This is a genomic window from Curtobacterium sp. JUb34 (assembly GCF_003755065.1).
In the GTDB taxonomy this organism is placed as follows: Bacteria; Actinomycetota; Actinomycetes; order Actinomycetales; family Microbacteriaceae; genus Curtobacterium.
Genome location: NZ_RJVH01000003.1, coordinates 108,136 through 128,916 on the forward strand (window position 1 = coordinate 108,136; position 20,781 = coordinate 128,916).

Annotated in this window: 18 protein-coding genes; 13 read left to right on the plus strand and 5 right to left on the minus strand. The window is 71.4% G+C overall.

From position 1 onward, the window contains the following. Positions 1 to 146: 146 nt before the first annotated feature. Positions 147 to 1,772 (minus strand): molybdopterin-dependent oxidoreductase, encoded by a 1,626-nt coding sequence (locus EDF63_RS11720; RefSeq protein WP_123313246.1) that lies wholly within the window; start codon positions 1,770 to 1,772, stop codon positions 147 to 149. Positions 1,773 to 1,879: 107 nt separating this feature from the next. Here EDF63_RS11720 and EDF63_RS11725 point away from each other — a divergent pair, with 107 nt between their 5' ends. Beyond that, the gene (locus tag EDF63_RS11725) at positions 1,880 to 2,587 is read left to right on the plus strand and encodes a hypothetical protein (RefSeq protein WP_148061771.1); all 708 of its coding nucleotides are present in this window, start codon (positions 1,880 to 1,882) and stop codon (positions 2,585 to 2,587) included. Between the two features lie 78 nt (positions 2,588 to 2,665). Here the strand turns inward: EDF63_RS11725 and gndA are convergent, their stop codons facing one another. After that, positions 2,666 to 4,123 (minus strand): NADP-dependent phosphogluconate dehydrogenase, encoded by a 1,458-nt coding sequence (gene gndA / locus EDF63_RS11730; protein WP_123313248.1) that lies wholly within the window; start codon positions 4,121 to 4,123, stop codon positions 2,666 to 2,668. A 109-nt stretch (positions 4,124 to 4,232) separates the two neighbouring features. On the opposite strand from gndA, the gene EDF63_RS11735 reads away from it, so the two are divergent. Next, positions 4,233 to 4,772, plus strand: a complete 540-nt coding sequence (locus tag EDF63_RS11735) for a gluconokinase (protein WP_123313249.1) — start codon at positions 4,233 to 4,235, stop codon at positions 4,770 to 4,772. Positions 4,773 to 4,778: 6 nt separating this feature from the next. Here EDF63_RS11735 and EDF63_RS11740 read toward each other — a convergent pair whose 3' ends face one another. From EDF63_RS11740 to EDF63_RS11750, 3 genes are all read right to left on the minus strand, one after another. After that, positions 4,779 to 5,375, minus strand: a complete 597-nt coding sequence (locus tag EDF63_RS11740) for a class I SAM-dependent methyltransferase (protein ID WP_123313250.1) — start codon at positions 5,373 to 5,375, stop codon at positions 4,779 to 4,781. Positions 5,376 to 5,617: 242 nt separating this feature from the next. Next, a complete protein-coding gene (uxaC, locus tag EDF63_RS11745) occupies positions 5,618 to 7,066 on the minus strand; it encodes a glucuronate isomerase (protein ID WP_123313251.1) in 1,449 nt (482 codons plus the stop codon). Positions 7,067 to 7,157: 91 nt separating this feature from the next. After that, positions 7,158 to 8,219 carry a LacI family DNA-binding transcriptional regulator gene (locus EDF63_RS11750; RefSeq protein WP_395871905.1) on the minus strand — a complete coding sequence of 354 codons (1,062 nt, stop codon included), beginning with the start codon at positions 8,217 to 8,219 and terminating at the stop codon, positions 7,158 to 7,160. Between the two features lie 122 nt (positions 8,220 to 8,341). On the opposite strand from EDF63_RS11750, the gene EDF63_RS11755 reads away from it, so the two are divergent. The 11 genes from EDF63_RS11755 to EDF63_RS11805 all read left to right on the plus strand — a co-directional run bounded on the left by EDF63_RS11755 (position 8,342) and on the right by EDF63_RS11805 (position 20,760). After that, the gene (locus EDF63_RS11755; RefSeq protein ID WP_123313252.1) at positions 8,342 to 9,697 is read left to right on the plus strand and encodes an ABC transporter substrate-binding protein; all 1,356 of its coding nucleotides are present in this window, start codon (positions 8,342 to 8,344) and stop codon (positions 9,695 to 9,697) included. Next, positions 9,697 to 10,719: a carbohydrate ABC transporter permease gene (locus tag EDF63_RS11760; RefSeq protein ID WP_123313253.1), complete on the plus strand. Its 1,023-nt coding sequence runs from the start codon at positions 9,697 to 9,699 to the stop codon at positions 10,717 to 10,719. The genes EDF63_RS11755 and EDF63_RS11760 overlap by 1 nt, the downstream gene beginning before the upstream one ends. Next, positions 10,716 to 11,675, plus strand: coding sequence for a carbohydrate ABC transporter permease (locus EDF63_RS11765; RefSeq protein WP_221180561.1), 960 nt, complete (start codon positions 10,716 to 10,718; stop codon positions 11,673 to 11,675). The genes EDF63_RS11760 and EDF63_RS11765 overlap by 4 nt, the downstream gene beginning before the upstream one ends. An 85-nt stretch (positions 11,676 to 11,760) precedes the next feature. After that, positions 11,761 to 12,600: a sugar phosphate isomerase/epimerase gene (locus EDF63_RS11770; protein WP_123313254.1), complete on the plus strand. Its 840-nt coding sequence runs from the start codon at positions 11,761 to 11,763 to the stop codon at positions 12,598 to 12,600. Further along, positions 12,597 to 13,802, plus strand: coding sequence for a Gfo/Idh/MocA family protein (locus EDF63_RS11775; RefSeq protein ID WP_123313255.1), 1,206 nt, complete (start codon positions 12,597 to 12,599; stop codon positions 13,800 to 13,802). The genes EDF63_RS11770 and EDF63_RS11775 overlap by 4 nt, the downstream gene beginning before the upstream one ends. After that, complete coding sequence (locus EDF63_RS11780) at positions 13,799 to 14,686, plus strand: sugar phosphate isomerase/epimerase (protein ID WP_123313256.1); 888 nt, start codon at positions 13,799 to 13,801, stop codon at positions 14,684 to 14,686. The genes EDF63_RS11775 and EDF63_RS11780 overlap by 4 nt, the downstream gene beginning before the upstream one ends. After that, the gene (locus tag EDF63_RS11785) at positions 14,683 to 15,972 is read left to right on the plus strand and encodes a mannitol dehydrogenase family protein (RefSeq protein ID WP_123313257.1); all 1,290 of its coding nucleotides are present in this window, start codon (positions 14,683 to 14,685) and stop codon (positions 15,970 to 15,972) included. The genes EDF63_RS11780 and EDF63_RS11785 overlap by 4 nt, the downstream gene beginning before the upstream one ends. Beyond that, complete coding sequence (gene manD, locus EDF63_RS11790) at positions 15,969 to 17,321, plus strand: D-mannonate dehydratase ManD (RefSeq protein ID WP_260233083.1); 1,353 nt, start codon at positions 15,969 to 15,971, stop codon at positions 17,319 to 17,321. The genes EDF63_RS11785 and manD overlap by 4 nt, the downstream gene beginning before the upstream one ends. A 16-nt stretch (positions 17,322 to 17,337) precedes the next feature. Then, positions 17,338 to 18,249, plus strand: a complete 912-nt coding sequence (locus EDF63_RS11795; RefSeq protein WP_123313258.1) for a hypothetical protein — start codon at positions 17,338 to 17,340, stop codon at positions 18,247 to 18,249. 310 nt (positions 18,250 to 18,559) lie between these two features. Next, a complete protein-coding gene (locus EDF63_RS11800) occupies positions 18,560 to 19,933 on the plus strand; it encodes an RbtT/DalT/CsbX family MFS transporter (protein ID WP_123313259.1) in 1,374 nt (457 codons plus the stop codon). Positions 19,934 to 20,130: 197 nt separating this feature from the next. After that, a complete protein-coding gene (locus EDF63_RS11805) occupies positions 20,131 to 20,760 on the plus strand; it encodes a 50S ribosomal protein L25/general stress protein Ctc (protein ID WP_123313260.1) in 630 nt (209 codons plus the stop codon). Positions 20,761 to 20,781 lie beyond the last annotated feature (21 nt).

The following is a 20,781-nucleotide window of genomic DNA, read 5'->3' on the forward strand; positions in this document are numbered from 1 at the left end:
GCGCTGCCGGCTCGCTCGCTCAGGGGCCGCGACACGCCGCTCAGGTTCGCCGAGGTCGCACAGATGGCCGTTCGAACGCTCGACATGCCGAGATTTCGGAACCTCGGCAACACGCAGACGCCGGGTCGCACGCCCCCCGCCCCGACCTACTTCGCGTCCACCGTCACCGTGGCCCACCCCGTCGCACCGTTCGGCGCTGGCGGCCGCTCGACGCTCGTCTGGACCTCGCCGTCGGCGCTCACCGCGCGGACCTCGATCCGGTGCGACCCGGCGGTCGGTGTCCACCGCAGCACCCACTGGCGCCAGGTGTCCGCCGACACCGACTCGGCGAGCTCCGCCTGCTGCCACGCTCCTGAACCGACGCGGACCTGCACGGCCTTCACCCCGGTGTGCGGCTGCCAGGCGACCCCCGCGATGGCGACCTGCTCGCCGACCGTGACGGTCGTCCCGTTCCGCGGGGTGTCGATGCGGGACTCGAGCTTCACGGGCCCGCGTTCCGACCAGCCGCGCGGCGTCCAGTAGCCCTGCGCGTCGGCGAAGCGCGTGACCTCCATCTCGGTGACCCACTTCGTCGCCGACACGTAGCCGAACAGCCCGGGCACGACCATCCGCGCGGGGAACCCGTGCTCGGTCGGCAGTGGTTCCCCGTTCATCCCGATGGCGAGCAGAGCATCCGTGCCCTCGTCCTGCAGCACGTCGAGCGGCGTCCCGGCGGTGAACCCGTCGATGCTGCGGGACAGCACCATGTCAGCGTCCCCGGTCGGCTTCGCGCGGGCCAGGAGCTCCCGGATCGGGTACCCGAGCCAGAGCGCGTTGCCGATCAGGTCACCACCGACCTCGTTCGACACGCAGCTCAGGGTGGCCATGTGCTCTTCGAGCGGCAGTGCCAGCAGTTCGTCCCACGTCAGCGTCACCTCGTGCTCGACGGCGCCGTGGATGCGCAGGCTCCAGTCGGCCGGGTCGATCGAGGGGACGCGCAGCGCGGTGTCGATCCGGTAGAAGTCGGCGTTCGGCGTGACGTACGGCGTGATCCCGTCGACGTCGAGCGAGGCACCGCCCGGCACCGCCGGTGCGGGCGTCGCCGCCGCGGGCAAGCGGACGGCTCGTCGAGCAGCGGCGACCGCCTGCATCGCGGACGACCCCACCCTGGAGGCAGTGCCCACCACGACCGCCACCGCTGCGGTCGCGACGCCCCAGACCAGGAACGCGCGGCGCTCGGCCGAGGCAGGTCGCGGTGACGCCGACGGGACGGCTGCGGCGGCCTCCCAGCGCCGGAGCCGACGCAGCAGCAGCCGCAGGGTGATCACGGCGGCGGCGACGCCGAAGACGGTCGGGGCGCCGTCGAACGTGCCGCTGCCGGAACGGGTGCTGACCGCGATCAATGCGAGCACCCCGCCGACGGCGAAGACGAGTGCTCCGAAGGGCGGACGAGCGCGCTCGAGGACCCCGGCGCCGGCGCTGATCGCGGCGACCAGGACGGTCATGAGCACGAAGAGCGCGACCTTGTCGCCGGTGCCGAACAGGGCGACCATCAGGTTCTTGGCGCCCGCGGGTGCGAGGTCGATCACGGCCGAACCGACGGCCACCAGCGGGCTGCCGGCACCACCGAGGAGCAGCGCGCCGAACTCGGCGATCCCGAGGAAGGCCGCGGCAGCCACGAGTCCGACGGCCGCAGCGAGGACCGCGGGCCGGCGCAGCGGGACACCGGCCGTGTGCTGGTCCGTCGATGGGTCGCCCGGCGTCGGGACGTCCGTGGTGCGTTCGGTGGTCACCGCCCGAGCGTAGGTCGCCCGCCCGCTCGTGGCCTGTGCGTGCGGTTCCCCGGGCGTTCACCGACCCCGGCCAGCACCTGCCGATCGGGCCGTGCGAGGATCGGGGTGTGCCGAGGCGTCCAGATCCCGTTCCGCGCCCCGGTCGCGCCCGCCGCCCCGAGCGCACGCCGATGTCGGCCGCGCAGCGGCTGTCCACGTTGCGGTGGGTGATCGTCGGCATCTGGGCGGCGCTCGTCACCGCACGGGTCGTCGTCGTCTCCACGGCGCCCGAGGTCGATCTGTCGTGGTTCGGGATCGTCGAGTTCGGCGCGATCGCGCTGGGCGTCACGGTCATCGTGGTCGCGGTCGTCCGCGCCGCTGCGGTGCGACGCCGACACGCCGACGAGGCCCTCGCTCTCGCAATCCGCCGCATCGACCCCACTGTCTGGCTCGTTCCGGCGGCTCCGACGACCGAACTGCGTGACGCGATCGCCGAGGTCCGGCCGGAGGCGAGCCTCGGACCAAGGGTGACCTGGGCGTTCGGGGCGACCGAGGCGTCGCTGTGGGAACTCGAGGACCGCAAGGCCACACGGTTGCTCGTGATCCGGTGGAGCCGGGTCGTGCACGTCGGGATCGAGGACGTCCACGGAGACGGCGACCGCGCCGACGGTCGACGGGCGTGCGCGGTCGCGATCCACTACGTCCGGCCGGACGACACCCCCGCGGTCGCGACCTTCTTCGTGCGGACCGCTCCCGGCGCCCGTCGACTGCTCGGCCGCGGACCGCGGTTGGACCGGCTCGTCGCCGACCTCGCGCGCGAGCGCATCGTCGCCTGAACCGAGCCGATCGCGGTCGGACGTGGGAAGGGCCCCGACGATCGGCGGGGCCCTTCGAGGGTGCGGTCGTGCCGCGGTCTAGTGGGTGGACGGTTCCTGGTCGACCTCACGGCGGTCGTCGTCGGACCACAGCGTGTGGAAGGTGCCGTCCTTGTCGATGCGCTGGTACGTGTGCGCCCCGAAGAAGTCGCGCTGCCCCTGGATCAGCGAGGCGGGCAGCCGCTCGGACGCGAGCGAGTCGAAGTACGACAGCGCTGACGAGAAGCCCGGAGCGGGGATCCCCGACGCGGCGGCGATCCCGACGATGCGACGCCAGGCGGCTTCGCCCTCCTGCACGGCGTTCGCGAAGTACGGGTCCACCAGCAGCGACTCGAGCTCCGGGTTCTTGTCGTACGCCTCGACGATGCGGTTGAGGAACTGCGCGCGGATGATGCAGCCACCGCGCCAGATCTTCGCCACGTTGCCGAGGTTGATGTCCCAGCCGTACTCCTTGGCCCCGGCGATGATCAGGTCGAAGCCCTGCGCGTAGGCGACGACCTTGGAGGCGTAGAGCGCCGCACGGACGTCGTCCTCGAAGCCGTCGGGGACCTCGGCGATGTCGGGCCGGTCCGGGAACGCCTGCCGCACGGCGGCACGCTGCGACGGCTTCGACGACACCGCGCGGGCGAACACCGCTTCGCCGATGCCGGAGACCGGGATGCCGAGACCGACCGCGTTCTGCACGGTCCACACGCCGGTGCCCTTGGAACCCGCTTCGTCGCGGATGACGTCGACGAGCGGCTTGCCCGAGTCGGCGTCGCGCTGCTTCAGGACCTCGACGGTGATCTCGATGAGGTAGGACTCGAGGTCGCCGCCGTTCCACTCCTGGAACACCTTGACCAGGTCCTCGACGGAGAGCCCCCCGACGCGGCGGAGCAGGTCGTAGGACTCGGCGATGAGCTGCATGTCGGCGTACTCGATGCCGTTGTGCACCATCTTCACGAAGTGCCCGGCGCCGTCGGTGCCGATGTGGGTCACACAGGGCTCGCCCTCGGCGACCGCCGCGATCGACTTCAGGATCGGCCCGAGGGTCTCCCAGGCTTCCTTCGAGCCGCCGGGCATGATCGACGGACCCTTGAGCGCGCCCTCTTCACCACCGGAGATGCCCGTGCCGACGAAGTTGAGACCCTTCTCGCGCAGGTCGTGCTCACGCCGGATCGTGTCGTGGAAGTTGGCGTTGCCGCCGTCGACGATGATGTCGCCTTCCTCGAACTTCTCGGCGAGCTGCGAGATCACCGCGTCGGTGCCCTTGCCGGCCTGCACCATGATGATCGCCGTGCGCGGCTTCGAGAGCGAGGCCACGAAGCCGTCGATGTCCTCGGACGCGATGAAGCCGGCATCGCCGTGCTCCTTGATGAGTTCTTCGGTGCGGGCGTAGGTGCGGTTGTACACCGCGACCGTGTTGCCCTCACGCGACGCGAGGTTGCGTGCGAGGTTCGACCCCATGACGGCGAGGCCGATGACCCCGATGTTCGCCTGACCAGTGCTGTCTGCCACGTCGTCTCCTTCGTCCGGACGTGAGACCAACCTACGGTCGGCGCCCTGGGACCGCACGGGTGTTACGGCAACTGGGGACCACTGTTCACCCCGTCAATACTGTGGAGGGATGACCGACACCGCTGTCCTCCCACCCGTCCTCGTCATGGGCGTCTCCGGTTCCGGCAAGTCCACGATCGGGCAGGCGCTCGCCGACGCGCTCGCCGAGCAGGGCCAACCGACCGTGTTCGTCGACGCCGACGACCTGCACCCGGCCGCGAACAAGGAGAAGATGCGGCAGGGCATCCCGTTGACCGACGACGACCGCTGGCCCTGGCTCGACGCCTGCGCCGCGAAGATCGCGGCCGTCGAGGCGTCCAGGAGCCGCTGCGTGATGGCCAACTCGGCACTCAAGCGCGTCTACCGCGACCGGCTCCGGCAGTCGGCGCCCGGCCTCGTCATCGCGTTCCTGGACGGCTCGCACGACCTCATCGCCGAGCGGCAGGCGCACCGGCAGCACGAGTACATGCCGTCGTCGCTGCTCGACTCCCAGTTCGCGACGCTCGAACGGCCGCAGCCCGACGAGGCCGCCGTCGACGTCTCCATCGATGGTTCGGTCGACGCCACGGTGACGACGATCCTTGCGGCGCTGTTGGTCACTTCCGGCTGAGGCGCCTCACCGCCGCGTCGCGCGGATGGCAGCGTGCGGCCGCTGTCCCGGATCGACCCGAAACCGGACGTCCACCACGTCGAATCCGTGGTCGTCGAGGACCTCCGCCAGCGCGCTCGTCGGCCACCGGTACGCCGTGACGACCGCGTGGTCGAAGGACTCGATCGCGGGCCCATCGAAGAACCCGACCAGCAGTCCGCCGCCCGGCCGGAGCACCCTGCGGAACTCGGCGAAGACCTCGCCGACGCAGGACGGATCGTGGTGGATCACGGAGTACCAGGCGAGCACCCCGTCGACGCTGCCGTCGTCGAGACCGGTGGACTCGATCGCGCCCAGGCGGAAGTCGACGCCGTCGTGCGCGCGTCGTGCGTGTTCAACGAAGGGTGCGACCGCGTCGATGCCGATCACCGCGTGTCCACGATCCGCCAGGTGTGCGGCCCAGTGCCCCGGCCCGCACCCTGCGTCGAGGATGCGAGTGCCGGATCCGGACGCCCAGGCCTCGACCTGTGTTCTGTCCTCGTCATGGACGGCCGACATCGATCCGAGGAGCTCGGCGTACTCGCCGGCACGGTCGCCGTACGCAGCGGTGACGTCGAGGTCCATCGTCCGACCGTACCGGCGCCGGTGGCGACCGGATCGGGCACGTCCACCTCAGTGACCCGGACCGACGGCCACCCGGCGCGTCGACGACGTCTGGCGCGAGTTCCTCGCCGCCGTGCACGACGGCGGGTACCGGGGCGCCGTCTCGCTCGAGTGCCGGTGGGCGCCCGACGCCGAGACCGCCGAAGCCGAGATCCGTTCCGCGCTGGAACGCGTCCGCAGCGTCACGGACCGGGCCCGCACCGCTACAGCTTGAACGTCGCCCGCGGGATGTCGGACACGATGCGCCCCGCCGTACGGACCGCGTCCTCCTCGGAGATCTCGTGCGTCACGACGAGCGACGCCAGGTACGCCGCATCCGCCCGCCGCGCCATGTCGTGCCGCGCGGGGATGGAGCAGTACGCCCGGGTGTCGTCGATGAAGCCCGAGGTCTTCGTGAACGACGCCGAGTCGGTGATCGCGGAGCGGTAGCGGCCGATCGCCGCCGGGGTGTCGATGAACCACCACGGTGCACCGGCGTACACGGCGGGGTAGAAGCCGGCGAGCGGACCGATCTCGCGCGAGAACACGGTCTCGTCGACGGTGAACAGCACGAGGTGGAAGCCCGGGGCGGTCCCGAAGGCCTCGAGCAACGGCCGCAGGGGCGTGGTGAACGAGCCGACGGCGGGCAGGTCGTGGCCGGTGTCCGGTCCGAACCGCTCGAGCGTCGGCGTGTGGTGGTTCCGGATCACGCCGGGGTGCAGCTGCATGACGAGGCCGTCCTCGACGCTCATCTCGGCCCAGCGGAAGAGCATGTCGTGCCGGTACGCCGTCGCCTCGGCCTCGGTGAGCGACGACGGGTCGCGCCGTGCCGCCGCGTGGATGCGTTCCCGCTCGGCGGACGACAGGGGAGCGGAGCCCGCGTCGAGCACCCCCGTGTCCGTGGCGGTCGCGCCGTGGTCGATGAAGTACTGGCGACGTGCGCGCAGTGCTGCCAACAGCCCTGCGTGCGTCCCCGTGTCGATGCCGGCGGCCTGTCCGACGGCATCGACCACGGGCCTCCAGTCCGGCCGGGTGGGGTCGAACACGGCGTCCGCGCGGAACGTGGGGACCACCCGGCCGGTGAACGTGGGGTCGGCGGCGAGCTGCGCGTGCGCGGCGAGGTCGTCGGCCGGGCCGTCGGTGGTGGCGAGGACCTCGATGCCGAAGGTGTCGAACAGGGCGCGCGGGCGGAAGGCGGGCGACGCCAGCAGGCCGGCGATGTGGTCGTACTGGGCGTCGGCGTTCGCCGCTGACGGCTGCTCCGTCAGCCCGAAGACGTCGTGCAGCTCGGTCTCGAACCAGTAGCGCACGGGGGTGCCGAGGAAGTCGTCCCAGTGGTCCGCCAGGTTCCGCCAGACGGCACGGCCGTCCGGTTCGGGAGGCACGGTGCCGGTCGCGGACAGGTCGGCGCGTCCCAGCGCGGCCAGGTCCACCCCGTTCGCGTGCAGCAACCGGAGCACGTAGTGGTCGGGCGTGATGAGCAGCGACGCCGGGTCGCTGAACGGCTGGTCCGCGGCGATGAGCGCCGCGTCGACGTGGCCGTGGGGAGAGATGATCGGCGCGTCCTTGACCGTGTCGTAGACGGTCCGTGCCACCCGGCGTGCACCGGGGTCGGCGGGGAGCAGCCGGTCGGGGTGCGGGGCGAGACGGGTGGCGGTGCTGGTCTGGGTCATCATCGACTCCTTCGGGGACGGCGGGGACGGCGGGGACGGCGGGGACGGCGGGGACGGCGGGGACGGCGGGTGCTGCGGGCGAGCGCCGGCGTCAGGCGGGCGCGGGACCCGTCGACTCCCGGACGGTCAGGTGCGTGGGCAGCGCGACGGCGCCGGTCATGTGCTCACCGGGCAGCTCGTCGGCGGGGATAGCGCCGAGGCGGCCGAGCAGCATCCGGATCGCGACCCGGCCGGCCCGTTCGATCGGCGAGGTCATCGTGGTGAGCGGCGGGTTGCAGAAGTCGGCGCCGAAGATGTCGTCGCAGCCGACGATGCTCAGGTCCTCGGGGACGCGGACGCCCCGTTCCCGCAGCCGCGCGAGCATCCCGATGGCGATCAGGTCGTTGAAGGCGATGCAGGCGGTGGCCCCGGCGTGCACGGCGGCGTCGGCGGCAGCGGCTCCGGAGTCGACGAAGGGCGCGTGCGGCCCGATGCGTGCGACGCGGACGCCGAGGCGCTTCGCGACGCGGACGAGCGCCTTCCACCGGCGTTCGTTCGACCACGAGCTGTCCGGACCGGCGACGTAGAGGACGTCGCGGTGTCCGAGGGAGACGAGGTGCTGCACCGCCTGCTCGACGCCGCCGGGGGTGTCGATGAGCACCGAGGGCACCCCGGCGGGGCGGCGGTTCACGACGACGAGCGGGATGCGCTCGGCGAACCGGGCGATCTGCGCGTCGGACAGGCGGGACGCGGTGAGGACGACGCCGTCGGCCTTCGCGCCGATCGCGCTCAGGGTGGCGAGTTCGGCGTCGGCGGACTCCTCGGTGTCGACGAGCAACTGCGTCCAGCCGGCACCGGCGAGCTGGTGCTGCGTGCCGCGGATGACGTCGAAGTAGAACGGGTTCGTGATGTCGGAGACGAGCACGGCCACGGCGCGGGTGCGACCGGAGGTCAGGGCGCGTGCCTGCGAGTTGGCGACGTAGCCGAGTTCGCGGGCCGCCCGCTGGATGCGTTCCTGCGTGCTGTGGTTCACGCGGTCGGGGAGCGAGAGTGCGCGGGACACGGTCGACGGTGCCACGCCGGTCGCGTCGGCGATGTCCCGGATGGTCACGCGTCGGGCGGCGCTGAAACCCGCGCCGGAGGCGTCGCCGACGTCCGTGTCTGTGCTGCTCACGAGGCCGAACGTATTCGCGTCTGGCAACAAGTGGCAACCGGTTGCCGGATGTTGCCAACGGCGGAACAGTGGTGCCACCGGGCAGCGCCGCCCGGAGGAGGTCTCGAGGAGGAAACCCCCGGATGAACAGGACACGGCTCAAGCCCCGCACCCTCGTCGGTGCCGTCGCGGTGATCGCCCTCACCGCTCTCTCCCTGCAGGGCTGCGCCGTCGTGAACGGCAGCGGCGACGACCCGAACACCCTCCGCGTGATGATGGGCGCGGACACCACGTACCCAAAGGAGCGCAAGCAGTGGCAGCAGGACACCGCTGCCGAGTTCAAGCGCACCACCGGCGCGGACATCCAGTGGGAGACCTACTCGTCCGCGCAGGAGGAACTGACCGCGATCCAGACCAGCGTCATCTCCGGTCAGGGCCCCGACGTGTACGCCATCGGCACCACGTTCACCCCGACCGCGTACGCCACCGGCGCCTTCGTCGAGATGGGGTCGAAGGAGTGGAAGGCCATCGGCGGCAAGGACCAGTTCGACCCGGCCTCGTTCGGCATCTCGGGTCCGAGCGACTCGCAGCAGATCGGGATCCCCTTCGCCAGCCGCCCGTTCGTCATGGCCGTCAACAAGGACCTGCTCGCGAAGGCCGGCATCACCGACATGCCGACCACGTGGGACGAACTCACCGAGGACGCGAAGGCCACCACCGGTGACGGCCGCCACGGCATGGCGATCGCCTACGCCGACGGCTTCGACCCGTGGAAGTTCGTGTGGGGCATGGCGCAGAACGCCGGCAACACCATCGTCGACGGCTCGAAGGCCGAGATCGACAGCGACGCCGTCGCGAACGCGTACCGGACCTACTTCGACTGGGTCACGAAGGACGGCGTCGTCGACAAGGCCGCGATCGGCTGGAACAACGCGCAGGCCCTCGCGCAGTTCACCGAGGGCAAGGCCGCGTTCTTCCCGATGACGACCACCACCGCGATCAACTCCTTCACGGACACGAAGGTCGACGGGAAGTACGAGTTCGCCCTGCTCCCCACCGTCCCACCGGGCGCGAGCGAACGCCCCGCCGACGGCATCGAGGCCGCGAGCATCCTGTCCGGCGACAACTGGGTCGTGGCCGACTACGGCACGAAGCAGGACCTCTCGTTCGACTTCGTCAAGCAGCTCAGCGCCCCGAAGGCCCAGCTCGAGTACTACGACCTGTTCGGCAACCTGCCGACGAACGCCGACGCCGCCGCACAGCTCGCGGCCGACAACCCACAGCTCAAGCCGATCATCGACGCCGGCCGCCTGTCGAAGCCCACCGCGTTCACCGGCGCCTGGTCCGACATCCAGCTCGCCCTGGTCGACGTCGTCGTGCAGTCGATCCCGTCACTCAAGGGCGGCGAGGTCACCGACGACCAGCTCCGTGCGCGACTCGAAGCAGCGCAACGCGACGCCCAGTCCACCCTCGACCGTCAGAAGAACGGAGGTCTGTGATGACCAGCACGCAGACCCGGCCCCGCACCGACGCGGCGCCGCCGCGGCCCGTGCGCCCGGCCGGCAAGACGCCCCTGTACAAGAAGGAGCGTCCGCTCTGGATGCTCATCCCCGGCGGCGTCCTCATGCTCGCCGTCATCGTGGTGCCGCTCCTGGTGGGCTTCTTCATCGCGATGCTCGACCTGGACCAGTACACGCTGCGGCAGTGGTTCAGCGCCCCCTTCGTCGGCTTCGCGAACTTCACCGAGGCCTTCACGAACTCACCCCTGCTCCACTCGATCTGGATCTCGGTGTCGCTGTCCGTGCTCGTCACGGCGGTCACCGTCCCGATCGGTGTCGCGGCCGCGATCTCGACGCAGAACCGGTTCCCGGGGCGCGGCCTCGTCCGGTCGATCTACCTGATCCCCTACGTGCTGCCCGCGTTCGTCGTCGGCACGTTCTTCCGCACGATGCTGCAGCCGCAGGGCGTCGTGAACTCGATCCTGCACACCGACGTGCTCTGGTTGAACGGCTCCGCGTCGTACTGGGCGCTCGCCGGCGTGATGATCTGGACGAGCTGGCCGTTCGTCTACCTGCTGTCCTTGGCCGGACTGCAGGCGGTGGACAACGAGGTGCACGAGGCCGCCGCGCTCGACGGCGTGACCTGGTGGGCGAAGCTCCGCTACATCATCTTCCCGTACCTGCGCGGGCCGCTCAGCCTCGCGGTGATCATCTCGATCCTGCACAACATCAACAACTTCACGCTGCCGTTCGTGCTGTTCGGCATCCCGCTGCCGTCGAGCGTCGAGGTCATGCCCGTCCTGACGTACATCGCGAGCTTCCAGTCGTTCCGCTTCGGCCTGTCCGCGGCCATGGCGATCTGCTCGCTCGTGATCGTCGCCATCCCGCTGTTCGTCTACCTGCGGGCCGTGAAGCTCGACACCGGTGACGACGCCGGCCCCAACCGGAAGCAGCGTCGCGCCGACCGCGCGACGCTCGCCGCCGCCCCGACCGCCGCCGACATCGACGGAGCACGCGCATGACCACCCCGAGCACGTCCTTCAGCACCCGCACCCGCCCCACCGCGACGCTCACCGAGAGCATCACGACCAGCAGCGGCGGGAGACGGAGCAAGCGTCCGTACGACACCGACGTCACCCGGCTCCTGCCCCGCTGGCTGCTGATCGTGGTGATCGCCGTCATCATCGCGTTCATCGCCGTCCCGGTCCTGTACATCCTGTTCGGATCGGTGAACTCGGACGTCGCGGTCGCCCGTGGCGAGTACTTCCCGTCCGAGTTCACGCTGTCGAACTACGTCGAGATCTGGTCGACGGTCGCGCTCGGCGAGGGGCTGGTCAACTCGATGCTCACCGCCGGCGCGGTCGCCATCGCGAGTGCCGCGCTCGCCGTGTCCACCGCCTACGTGCTGGTCCGATTCCGGTTCCTCGGGCGCCTGACCATCCTGCGCGGGCTCCTCGCGCTGCAGTCGATCCCCGGCACGCTCCTGCTGCTGCCCGTGTTCGTCGTCTTCTCGAACATCGCCAGCGCCACGGGCGTGCAGATCATCGGCACCCGCTGGGGCTTGTTCGTCACCTACCTGACGTTCGCCCTGCCGTTCTCGACCTGGGTGATGGTCACCTACCTGCGTGGCCTGCCGAAGGAACTCGAGGAAGCGGCGCGCATCGACGGCGCCTCGAGCACCAAGATCCTGACGAAGATCGTCCTGCCGCTGTCGTGGCCCGGCATCGTCGTCTCCGCGATCTTCGCCTTCCTGCTCGGCTGGAACGACGTCCTGTTCTCCACGATCATGACGACCCCGAACACCAGGACGGTGGCCGTGGTCCTGCAGGTGCTCGGCACCACGCAGGAGGGCGGCGCGGTCCCGATCTACGGCCAGATGATGGCCGCCTCGATCGTCTGCGCGGTGCCGGTCGTCGCCCTGTACCTCATCTTCCAGCGCTACCTGGTGGGCGGTCTGACGGCCGGTTCCGTCAAGTGAGCGCGGCAGTCACCGCAACCCAGAACCGGACTGGAGGCCCGTGGCGGCCCCGCCACGTGCCTCCCGTCCGACACGAAAGGACACCATGACCGACCAGCCCACGTGGGAACTCTCCGGTTTCGGCGACGAGATCGACGCGGACCCCGTCGTCCAGGTCGCGGTTCTGCAGGCGCTCGGCGCGAGCGCCATCGAGGTCCGCAGCGCCTGGGGCGTGAACGTCGTCGACCTCGACGAGGACCAGCTCGCCGGACTGCACCGCCTGCTCGAGGAGCGCGGACAGACCGTGTCCGCCATCGCCTCACCGATCGGCAAGGTCTCCGTCGACGAGCCCGTCGAGCACGAGGTCGGACGGCTCGGCCGCGCGATCGCCGCCGCGCACGCCCTCGGCACCACGAACATCCGGATCTTCTCGTTCTACTTCGAAGGCCGGCAGCCCGAGGACGTCCGCGACGACGTCCTCGTCCGGATGCGCGCCCTGGCCGACCTCGCCGAGCGCGAGGGCGTGACCCTGCTGCACGAGAACGAGAAGGACATCTACGGCGACGTCCCCGCGCGCGTGCTCGACCTCGTCGAGAGCGTCGGGTCCCCGGCACTCCGCCTGGCCTGGGACAACGCGAACTACGTGCAGTGCGGCGTCAAGCCGTTCACCGACGGGTGGGCGCAGCTCGCGCCCTACGTCGATTATCTGCAGGTCAAGGACGCCCTCGCCGCCGACTCGTCGGTGGTCCCCGCCGGCGAGGGCGACGGCGAGCTGCTCCAGACCCTCACCGCGCTGCGCGACGCCGGGTACTCCGGCTACGCCTCGCTCGAGCCGCACCTCAGCGACTTCACCTCCCTCGGCGGGTTCTCCGGCCCCGCGGCCTTCGGTCGCGCCGGTCGTGCCCTCCGCACCCTCACCGACCAGATCGGAGTCACCCTGCGATGACCACCCCACTGAAGTTGGCAGTCGTCGGCGCCGGCGTCATCGGACGCCACCACGCCAAGGTCGCCGTCCACCACCCGGACCTGCAGGTCGTCGCCCTCGTCGACGCGATCCCGGCGGCCGCCACGAGCGCCGCCGACGAGATCGAGGCGATGGGCGTCACCCGCCCCATCACGACGTCCACCATCGAGGAGGCGATCGAGCAGACCGACATCGACGTCGTCGCGATCTGCTCGCCGTCCGGCATGCACGTGCAGCTCGCCGAGGCCGCCCTGGCCGCCGGCAAGCACGTCGTCATCGAGAAGCCCCTCGACACCACGATGCCCCGAGCCCGGCAGATCGCCGCGCTCGCCGCGGCGGCCCGCGACCGTGGCCTGGTCACGAGCGTCATCAGCCAGCACCGGTTCGACCCGGCCTCGGCCGCCGTCGCCTCGGCCGCCCACGACGGCGGGTTCGGCACCGTGACCTCGGGCCTGGCGAGCGTGGCCTGGTACCGGTCACAGGGCTACTACGACTCCGGCGACTGGCGCGGCACCTGGGCGCTCGACGGCGGCGGCGCGGTCATGAACCAGGGCGTGCACACCGTCGACCTGCTCGTCTGGGCGCTCGGCCGTCCGGTCGAGATCTCGGCGCAGACCGGGCTGCTCGCGCACGACCGCATCGAGGTCGAGGACACCGCCGTCGCCACCGTCCGGTTCGCCGGCGGCGCGCTCGGCGTCATCCACTGCACGACCGCCGCGTACCCGGGGCTCTCCGCCCGCTACGCCGTGTACGGCACCCACGGGTCCGCGATCGTCGACGACGACCGCCTGGCCTACTTCCACATCGCACCCGACGCCGCCACCCTCGAGTCCGCGTCGACCACCGCGAACGCGTCGGCGGTCGCGGGCGCCGTCGACCAGAAGGACGACGTCGTCCCGCCGGAGCACGTCGTCGGCGGCCCCGCCGAGCCCGACCACTTCGCCGCCGGCCACGGTCGGCAGTACACCGACATCGTCGCCGCGATCCGCGAGGGCCGCGAGCCCGGCGTGACCGTCGACGCGGCCCTCGTGTCGCTCGCCACCGTCCGCGGGCTCTACGTCAGCGCGACGCTCGGGCAGCCCGTCCGGATCGACGACGTGATCGACGGGAAGTACGACGACGTGGTGCCCGGGGTGGGCGCTGCAGCAACGTCCGACACCGCGACCGAAGGAGCCACCCGATGAAGTTCTCCGTGTTCACCGCGTCCACCCCCGACTGGTCCCCGTCGCAGGCCGCTTCGACGCTGGCCGAGCAGGGCTGGGACGGCGTCGAGTGGCGCATCGTCGACGACCGCCCCGCGGACGGCACCGTCGTGCCCGCCGGTCGCTCGTTCTGGGCCGGCAACGCCTCGACGTGGCAGTTCACCGGCATCCAGGACCAGGTCGGCGAGATCGCCCGGATCACCGACGCCGCCGGCCTCGAGTACTCCGGCATCGGCGGGTACCAGCAGGCGTCGGACCACGAGGGTGTCGAGACGATGCTCCGCGTCACGAGCGAGCTCGGCGCCCGGCAGGTGCGGGTCTCGATGCCGGTGTACCGGCAGGAGAAGGAACGCACCGGCGAGACGTACGGGCAGATCTTCGACCGCACCCGCGCCGACCTCGAGTGGGCGGTGACCCGGGCGACCGAGCTCGGCGTCAAGGCGCTCGTCGAGCTCCACCACATGACCATCACCCCCTCGGCCTCGGCGGCGCTGCGACTCGTCGACGGCCTCGACCCGGAGCACGTCGGGGTCATCCACGACCTCGGCAACCTGGTCATCGAGGGGTACGAGGACCACCTCGCCGCCTTCGAGCTCCTCGGCCCCTACCTCGCCCACGCCCACGTGAAGAACGCACGCTGGGTCGACACCGGCGACACCCGGGCCGACGGCAGCACGATCTGGCAGCACGAGTGGGCACCGTTGCGCACCGGCCAGGCGTCCGTCTCCGAGTACCTCGACGCCCTCCGCCAGGTCGGCTACGACGGCTGGGTCACCATCGAGGACTTCTCCACCGACCTGCCGCTCGAGGCCCGCACCGCCGACAACCTGGCGTACCTGCGGTCCCTCGTGCCGGTGTCGGCATGACCGACCGCCGACCGGGCATCGTCCACCTGGGGGCGGGTGCGTTCGCGCGCGCCCACCTCGCCTGGTACACGGCCCACACCACGGGGGAGCCGTGGGGCATCACCGCCTTCACCGGCCGCTCGCCCGCCGCGGCCGACGCGTTGGCCGCGCAGGACTGCCGGTACACGCTGGTCACCCGCGCCGCGTCCGGCGACGACGCCGAGGTGGTCGACACGATCGTGGCCGCCCACGCGGGCAGCGACGACACGGCCTGGAGGCACGTGGTCGCGTCGCCGGCGACGACCATCGTCACGCTGACGGTCACCGAGCAGGGCTACCGGTCCGGGTCCGATGTCCCGGCCCGGTTGGTCGCGGGGCTCGACGCCCGTCGGACGGCCGGCGGCGGGCGCATCGCACTGGTCAGCCTCGACAACCTGACGCACAACGGCGCGGTGCTGCGCGAGGCCGTGCTGGGTGCCACCACGGACCCCGACCTGTGCGCGTGGATCGAGGCGAACGTCGCGTTCCCGTCGTCGATGGTGGACCGGATCACCCCCGCGACCACCGACGCCGACGTCGCGGGCCTCGCCGCCCTGCCGGGAGCGCTCGCCGGGGACCGGGTGCCGGTGGTCACCGAGCCGTTCGCGGAGTGGGTGCTCGAGGACCGCTTCGACGGCATCGACCGGCCCGCGTGGGAGACCGCCGGCGTGCGCATCGTCGACGACGTCACCCCGTACGAGCAGCGGAAGCTCTGGCTGCTGAACGGCTCGCACTCGCTGCTCGCGTACCTCGGGCTCCAGCGCGGGCACGAGACCGTCGCCGCGGCGATGGACGACCCGGTGTGCCGGGCCGCCGTCGAGCAGCTGTGGGACGAGGCCGCCCGCGAACTGCCGCTGCCCGCCGACGAGGTCGCCGCCGCCCGCGCCGCCCTGGTGGACCGGTTCGCGAACCCCCGCATCCGGCACACCCTGCGGCAGATCGCCTCCGGCGGGTCGCAGAAGCTGCCCGTCCGGGTCGTCGACGTCGTGCGGCACCGGCTCGAGCGCGACCCGTCCGCGGGCATCGGGCCCGGCGCCGCGACGGCGATCGCAGCGTGGTGGCTCCACGTCACGACGCAGCCGGACCTCGTGGACGACGACGGAGCCCCCGGGGCAGACTCGGACGTGCACGACGTGCTGCGCGGCATCGCCCCCGACCTCGACACCACCGCCGTGGTCGACGCGATCACGGCGGCGGCCGACGACATCCGGGCGGCGAGCACCGCCGCACGCACCACCAGCAGCACCGACGAAGGAGTCCACGCATGACCGACACCACCACGAACCCCGCGGCCCCGGTGCCGGACGCCGCCGACACCGGCGCGGCGACCGGGCAGACCTCCGGGCGTCCGGACACGTGGGCGTCGGCCGACCGCGGCCAGCTCATCGAGCGCGCCGAGGTCATCGTCACCAGCCCGAACCGGAACTTCGTGACGCTGAAGATCACGACCGCCGACGGCGTCACCGGCCTCGGCGACGCGACGTTGAACGGCCGCGAGCTCGGCGTCGCCGCCTACCTGTCCGAGCACGTCGTGCCGCTGCTGATCGGCCGCGACGCCAGCCGCATCGAGGACGCCTGGCAGTTCCTCTACCGCTCGTCGTACTGGCGCCGCGGCCCCGTCACGATGGCCGCCATCGCATCCGTCGACATGGCGCTCTGGGACATCAAGGCCAAGGTCGCCGGCATGCCGCTGTACCAGCTGCTCGGCGGGGCCTCGCGCACCGGGCTGATGGCGTACGGGCACGCCTCGGGCAAGGAACTCCCCGAACTGTTCGACTCGATCCGCGAACACCAGGAGGAGGGCTACCGCTCGATCCGCGTGCAGACCGGCGTCCCGGGCCTCGAGAGCATCTACGGCATCGCCTCGAACAAGACCACCGAGGGCAACGAGGGCGTCCGGTACGACTTCGAGCCGGCGCAGCGCGGCGCCTTCCCCGCCATGGAGGACTGGGACACCCGCGCCTACCTGCGCCACGTGCCCACCGTGTTCGAAGCCGTGCGCAACGAGTTCGGACCCGAACTGCCGCTGCTGCACGACGGCCACCACCGGATGACCCCGCTGCAGGCCGCGAAGCTCGGCAAGTCGCTCGAGCCGTACGACCTGTTCTGGCTCGAGGACTGCACCCCGGCCGAGAACCAGGAAGCCCTGAAGCTCGTCCGGCAGCACACCACCACACCGCTCGCGATCGGCGAGGTCTTCAACACCATCTGGGACTTCAAGGACATCATCCGCGACCAGCTCATCGACTACGTCCGCGGGGCCGTCACGCACATGGGAGGCATCTCCCCGCTCAGGAAGACGATGGACTACGCCGCGATGTACCAGATCAAGTCCGGGTTCCACGGGCCGACCGACATCTCGCCCGTCGGCCTCGCCGCGCAGATGCACCTCGGGATGGCGATCCACAACTTCGGCATCCAGGAGTACATGCAGCACGGGCCGCAGACGAACCAGGTGTTCCAGCAGACCTTCACCTTCACGGACGGCTACCTGCACCCCGGTGACGAGCCCGGCCTCGGGGTCAGCCTCGACGTCGACGAGGCCGGCAAGTACCCGTACGAGCAGGCCTACCTGCCGTTCAACCGCCTGGCCGACGGCACCGTCCACGACTGGTAGCGGGCAAGCTGGGGGCATGGAGTTCGCGGACGTCGCCAGGGAGCTGCTGCTCGTCGCGCCGGGGGACTTCGTCGCCGAGCGCACGGCCCGCCAGCGCGCGGTGCGGAAGGACGACCGCGACCTGGCGGCGGCGATCGGGAAGCTCCGGAAGCCCGCACCGGCAGCGTGGGTCGTGGACCTGCTCGCGCACGACGGCGCCCTCGACGACGCGGTCGACCTCGGGCCAGCCCTCCGCAAGGCCCAGGCCGACGCCGACCCCCGCGAGATCCGGACGCTCCGACAGCAACGCTCCGAGGTGATCGAGGCCCTGGCGCAGGCCGGGGCCGACCTCGCCTCGGACGCCGGACACCCCGCGACGTCGGCCGTGCTCGACCAGGTGCGCGCGACGATCGAGGCCGCGATGGCCGACCCCCACGCCGGAGCCGCCGTGCGCTCGGGGCTGCTCGTGACGCCGTTGGAGAGCGTGGGGTTCGACGCGGTCGACCTGGACGGGGCGCTCGCGGACCCGGACGCGGTGCCGGACGCCTGGTCCGGCAGCGATGCCCCACCCATCCCGATCACCCGGGCGAGGGGCGCGCGGAAGGCGAGCCGTGCCTCCCGGTCGACGGAGACCGCACCACCGGACCGACCGGAGCCGGACGCCGAGCCGGAGCCGGAGCGTGACCCGGCCGCCGACCGGAAGGCCGCGCGCCAGGCGGAGACCGCCGCCCGGAGCGAGTCGCGGGACGCCGATGCGGCGCTCGACGCCGCGGAGGCGGACCTCGAGGCGGCCGAGGAACGCCGGGCCGACCTGCACCGCGAACTCGACCGGGCGGCCGCGGAGACCGAGGCCCTCGAACGTGCTCGTGACGCAGCCGAGGCTGCGAGCAACGACGCCCGCGAGCTGCTGGCGGCCGCGCAGGAGCACCGGCGCAGCCTCGGTCGCTGACTCCAGTACGCCGGGAACGCCCTCCGCGCACGCTCCACTGCCCGGATCGTTACACAACAGTTGTCGTCCTTGACGAGAGGCGTTGGAGCGGTCTAATCTCGGGCACCATGCTTCGGGCCGGCGATGGTCCGCCGGGAGCCGTCTCCGCATCAGCACGGGGCGCCCCGGGTACAGGACTCGCATCATCGCCGACGCCCCGATCGCCCGCAGCCACTGCGCGGGTGGTCGGGAGCGTGGCGCGCGGCGCACCCCGGAGACATGCCGCGATGCCGGGTCGAGCACTCCGGGGCCCCTCCACGAGAGACGACACATGTCGGAACCCCGCACCGAACGCACCACGACCCTGACCCCGCCGAACCGCGTCGCGACCGCACCACCTGGCTCCACGCCACCGGCACCTGCCGTCGGGCGCGAGGGCCTCGTCGCCCGCCTCGGCATCCCGCACCCACTGCGGTGGGGCTTCCTCGGCGTCCTCGTCTTCATGACGGGCGACGGCATCGAGTCGAACTTCATCGCGCCGCACATCGCCGCGGCGCTCGGCTCCGGCGGCACGGACACTGCAGCGATGGTCATCGGCATCTACGGCGTCGCCGTCCTGTTGGCCTCGTACTTCGCCGGTGTGCTCTCCGAGCTGTGGGGGCCCCGCCGCGTCATGACGATCGGCGCCGTCCTGTGGGTGGTGTTCCAGGTCGCGTTCCTCGCGGCGCTGCCCACCGGGTCGGTCGGTCTCATCGCCCTGACGTACTTCCTGCGCGGACTCGGGTTCCCGCTGTTCGCCTTCTCGTTCCTCTGCTGGGTGAACCACACCGTCGCACGTGAGCGGAACGCCACCGCCGTCGGCTGGTTCTACGTCGTCTTCACCGGTGGCCTGCCGACGCTCGGCTCGCTCATCGCGATCGGCAGCATCCCCGCGTTCGGCGGCGGCCACACGGGGGAGACGTGGTCGATGGCCCTGTCGCTCGTGCTGGTCGCGGCCGGCTGGGTGATCGTCCGGTTCGGTGTCCACGAGCAGACCGGACTCGGCCGCATCGCCCCGCGCTCGCACTCCGCCGCACGGGTCATCGCCAGCGGCATCGAGGTCTGCATCACGCGCCCCAAGGTCCTGCTCGCCGTCCTGATCCGGCTCGTCAACACGGCGCCCGAGTTCGGCATGTTCGTGATCATGCCGGCGGTCATCGGCACCGAGCTCGGGTGGGGGCAGTCGAAGTGGCTGACGATGACGGTGATCGTCTACGCCGGCAACATCCTGTTCAACGCCTTCTTCGGCGCCCTCGGTGACCGCATCGGCTGGATCCGCACCGTCAAGTGGTTCGGCATCGGCGCCTCGGCCATCGGGCTGCTGGCCTGGTGGTACGTCCCGCACCTGGTGCCCGCCGGTTCCGAGTGGGGCTTCTGGCTCGCCACCGCCGCGGGGACGGTCTTCGGCATCATGCTCGCCGGGTTCACGCCGATGGGTGCGATCGTCCCCGCCTTCGCCGGCGAGGAGCGCCGCGGCGCCGCGATGGCCATGTACGCGACGGCGGCCGGCGGTGCGACCTTCCTCGGCAACGCCGTGGTCAGCGCCGTCCTGCCGTGGGGCGGGCCCGGTGGGGTGGTCTGGACGTTCGTCGGCCTCTACGTCCTCGCCTTCGTGGTGCTCTCGTTCCTCAGAGTGCCGAAGGAAGCGGTGGCCGCCGGGCACTGAGGCACGACACGCCCGGCGGGTGCTGGTAGAGTCGGTGATTGACTTCGGCGAGGGCCGCGACAGCGGCCGTGATCGACGCGGTGGGAGACCCGGCCCAGCAGGGAACGTTCCTCACGCGTGCACGCGTTCGAGTTGCAACACCACAGACCCCCACGATGCCGGACCGCCGGTGTCGACCCCCGAGACCAGGAGGCACCATGGCCGACTACACGAAGCTCGCAGCGGACGTCCGCACCAAGTTCGGCAAGGGTGCAGCGCGCAAGCTCCGCGCCGCCGACAAGATCCCCGCGGTCGTCTACGGCCACGGCACCGAGCCGAAGCACATCTCGCTGCCCGGTCACGAGACCATGCTGCTCGTCCGTACCGCCAACGCGGTCGTCGACCTCGACATCGAGGGTGCGGCCCAGCTCGCCCTCGTCAAGGACGTCCAGCGTGACCCGGTGCGCCAGATCATCGAGCACATCGACCTCGTGGTCCTGCGCCGCGGCGAGAAGGTCACGGTCGACGTGCCCGTCGTCATCGAGGGCGAGTCCTTCTCCGGCACGATCCACGTGCAGGACCTGAACACCGTCTCCCTGCTGGTCCTCGCGACCGACATCCCGGAGCACGTCGTCGTCGATGTCGAGGGCCTCGAGGACGGCAAGCAGATCGTCGCGTCCGAGCTGACCCTCCCCGAGGGTGCCGAGCTCGAGACCGACCCCGAGGCACTCGTCGTGCAGATCGTCACCCCGCGTGGCACCGCCGACGACGACGCTGCGGACGAGGCCTCGGCCGAGGCCGGCGCCGAAGCCGGTGCCGAGGGCGGCTCCGAGCCCGTTTCCGAGTAACACCCCTTCGAAGGCATCTGG

What these genes read in the sequence shown, in the direction of transcription:
- EDF63_RS11760 (WP_123313253.1), top strand. Translation starts at nt 9,697, where the DNA reads ATGACCAGCACGCAGACCCGGCCCCGCACCGACGCGGCGCCGCCGCGG.
- uxaC (WP_123313251.1), bottom strand. Translation starts at nt 7,066, where the DNA reads ATGACCCAGACCAGCACCGCCACCCGTCTCGCCCCGCACCCCGACCGG.
- manD (WP_260233083.1), top strand. Translation starts at nt 15,969, where the DNA reads ATGACCGACACCACCACGAACCCCGCGGCCCCGGTGCCGGACGCCGCC.
- EDF63_RS11785 (WP_123313257.1), top strand. Translation starts at nt 14,683, where the DNA reads ATGACCGACCGCCGACCGGGCATCGTCCACCTGGGGGCGGGTGCGTTC.
- EDF63_RS11780 (WP_123313256.1), top strand. Translation starts at nt 13,799, where the DNA reads ATGAAGTTCTCCGTGTTCACCGCGTCCACCCCCGACTGGTCCCCGTCG.
- EDF63_RS11765 (WP_221180561.1), top strand. Translation starts at nt 10,716, where the DNA reads ATGACCACCCCGAGCACGTCCTTCAGCACCCGCACCCGCCCCACCGCG.
- EDF63_RS11770 (WP_123313254.1), top strand. Translation starts at nt 11,761, where the DNA reads ATGACCGACCAGCCCACGTGGGAACTCTCCGGTTTCGGCGACGAGATC.
- EDF63_RS11805 (WP_123313260.1), top strand. Translation starts at nt 20,131, where the DNA reads ATGGCCGACTACACGAAGCTCGCAGCGGACGTCCGCACCAAGTTCGGC.
- EDF63_RS11735 (WP_123313249.1), top strand. Translation starts at nt 4,233, where the DNA reads ATGACCGACACCGCTGTCCTCCCACCCGTCCTCGTCATGGGCGTCTCC.
- EDF63_RS11755 (WP_123313252.1), top strand. Translation starts at nt 8,342, where the DNA reads ATGAACAGGACACGGCTCAAGCCCCGCACCCTCGTCGGTGCCGTCGCG.
- EDF63_RS11775 (WP_123313255.1), top strand. Translation starts at nt 12,597, where the DNA reads ATGACCACCCCACTGAAGTTGGCAGTCGTCGGCGCCGGCGTCATCGGA.
- EDF63_RS11740 (WP_123313250.1), bottom strand. Translation starts at nt 5,375, where the DNA reads ATGGACCTCGACGTCACCGCTGCGTACGGCGACCGTGCCGGCGAGTAC.
- EDF63_RS11800 (WP_123313259.1), top strand. Translation starts at nt 18,560, where the DNA reads ATGTCGGAACCCCGCACCGAACGCACCACGACCCTGACCCCGCCGAAC.
- EDF63_RS11795 (WP_123313258.1), top strand. Translation starts at nt 17,338, where the DNA reads ATGGAGTTCGCGGACGTCGCCAGGGAGCTGCTGCTCGTCGCGCCGGGG.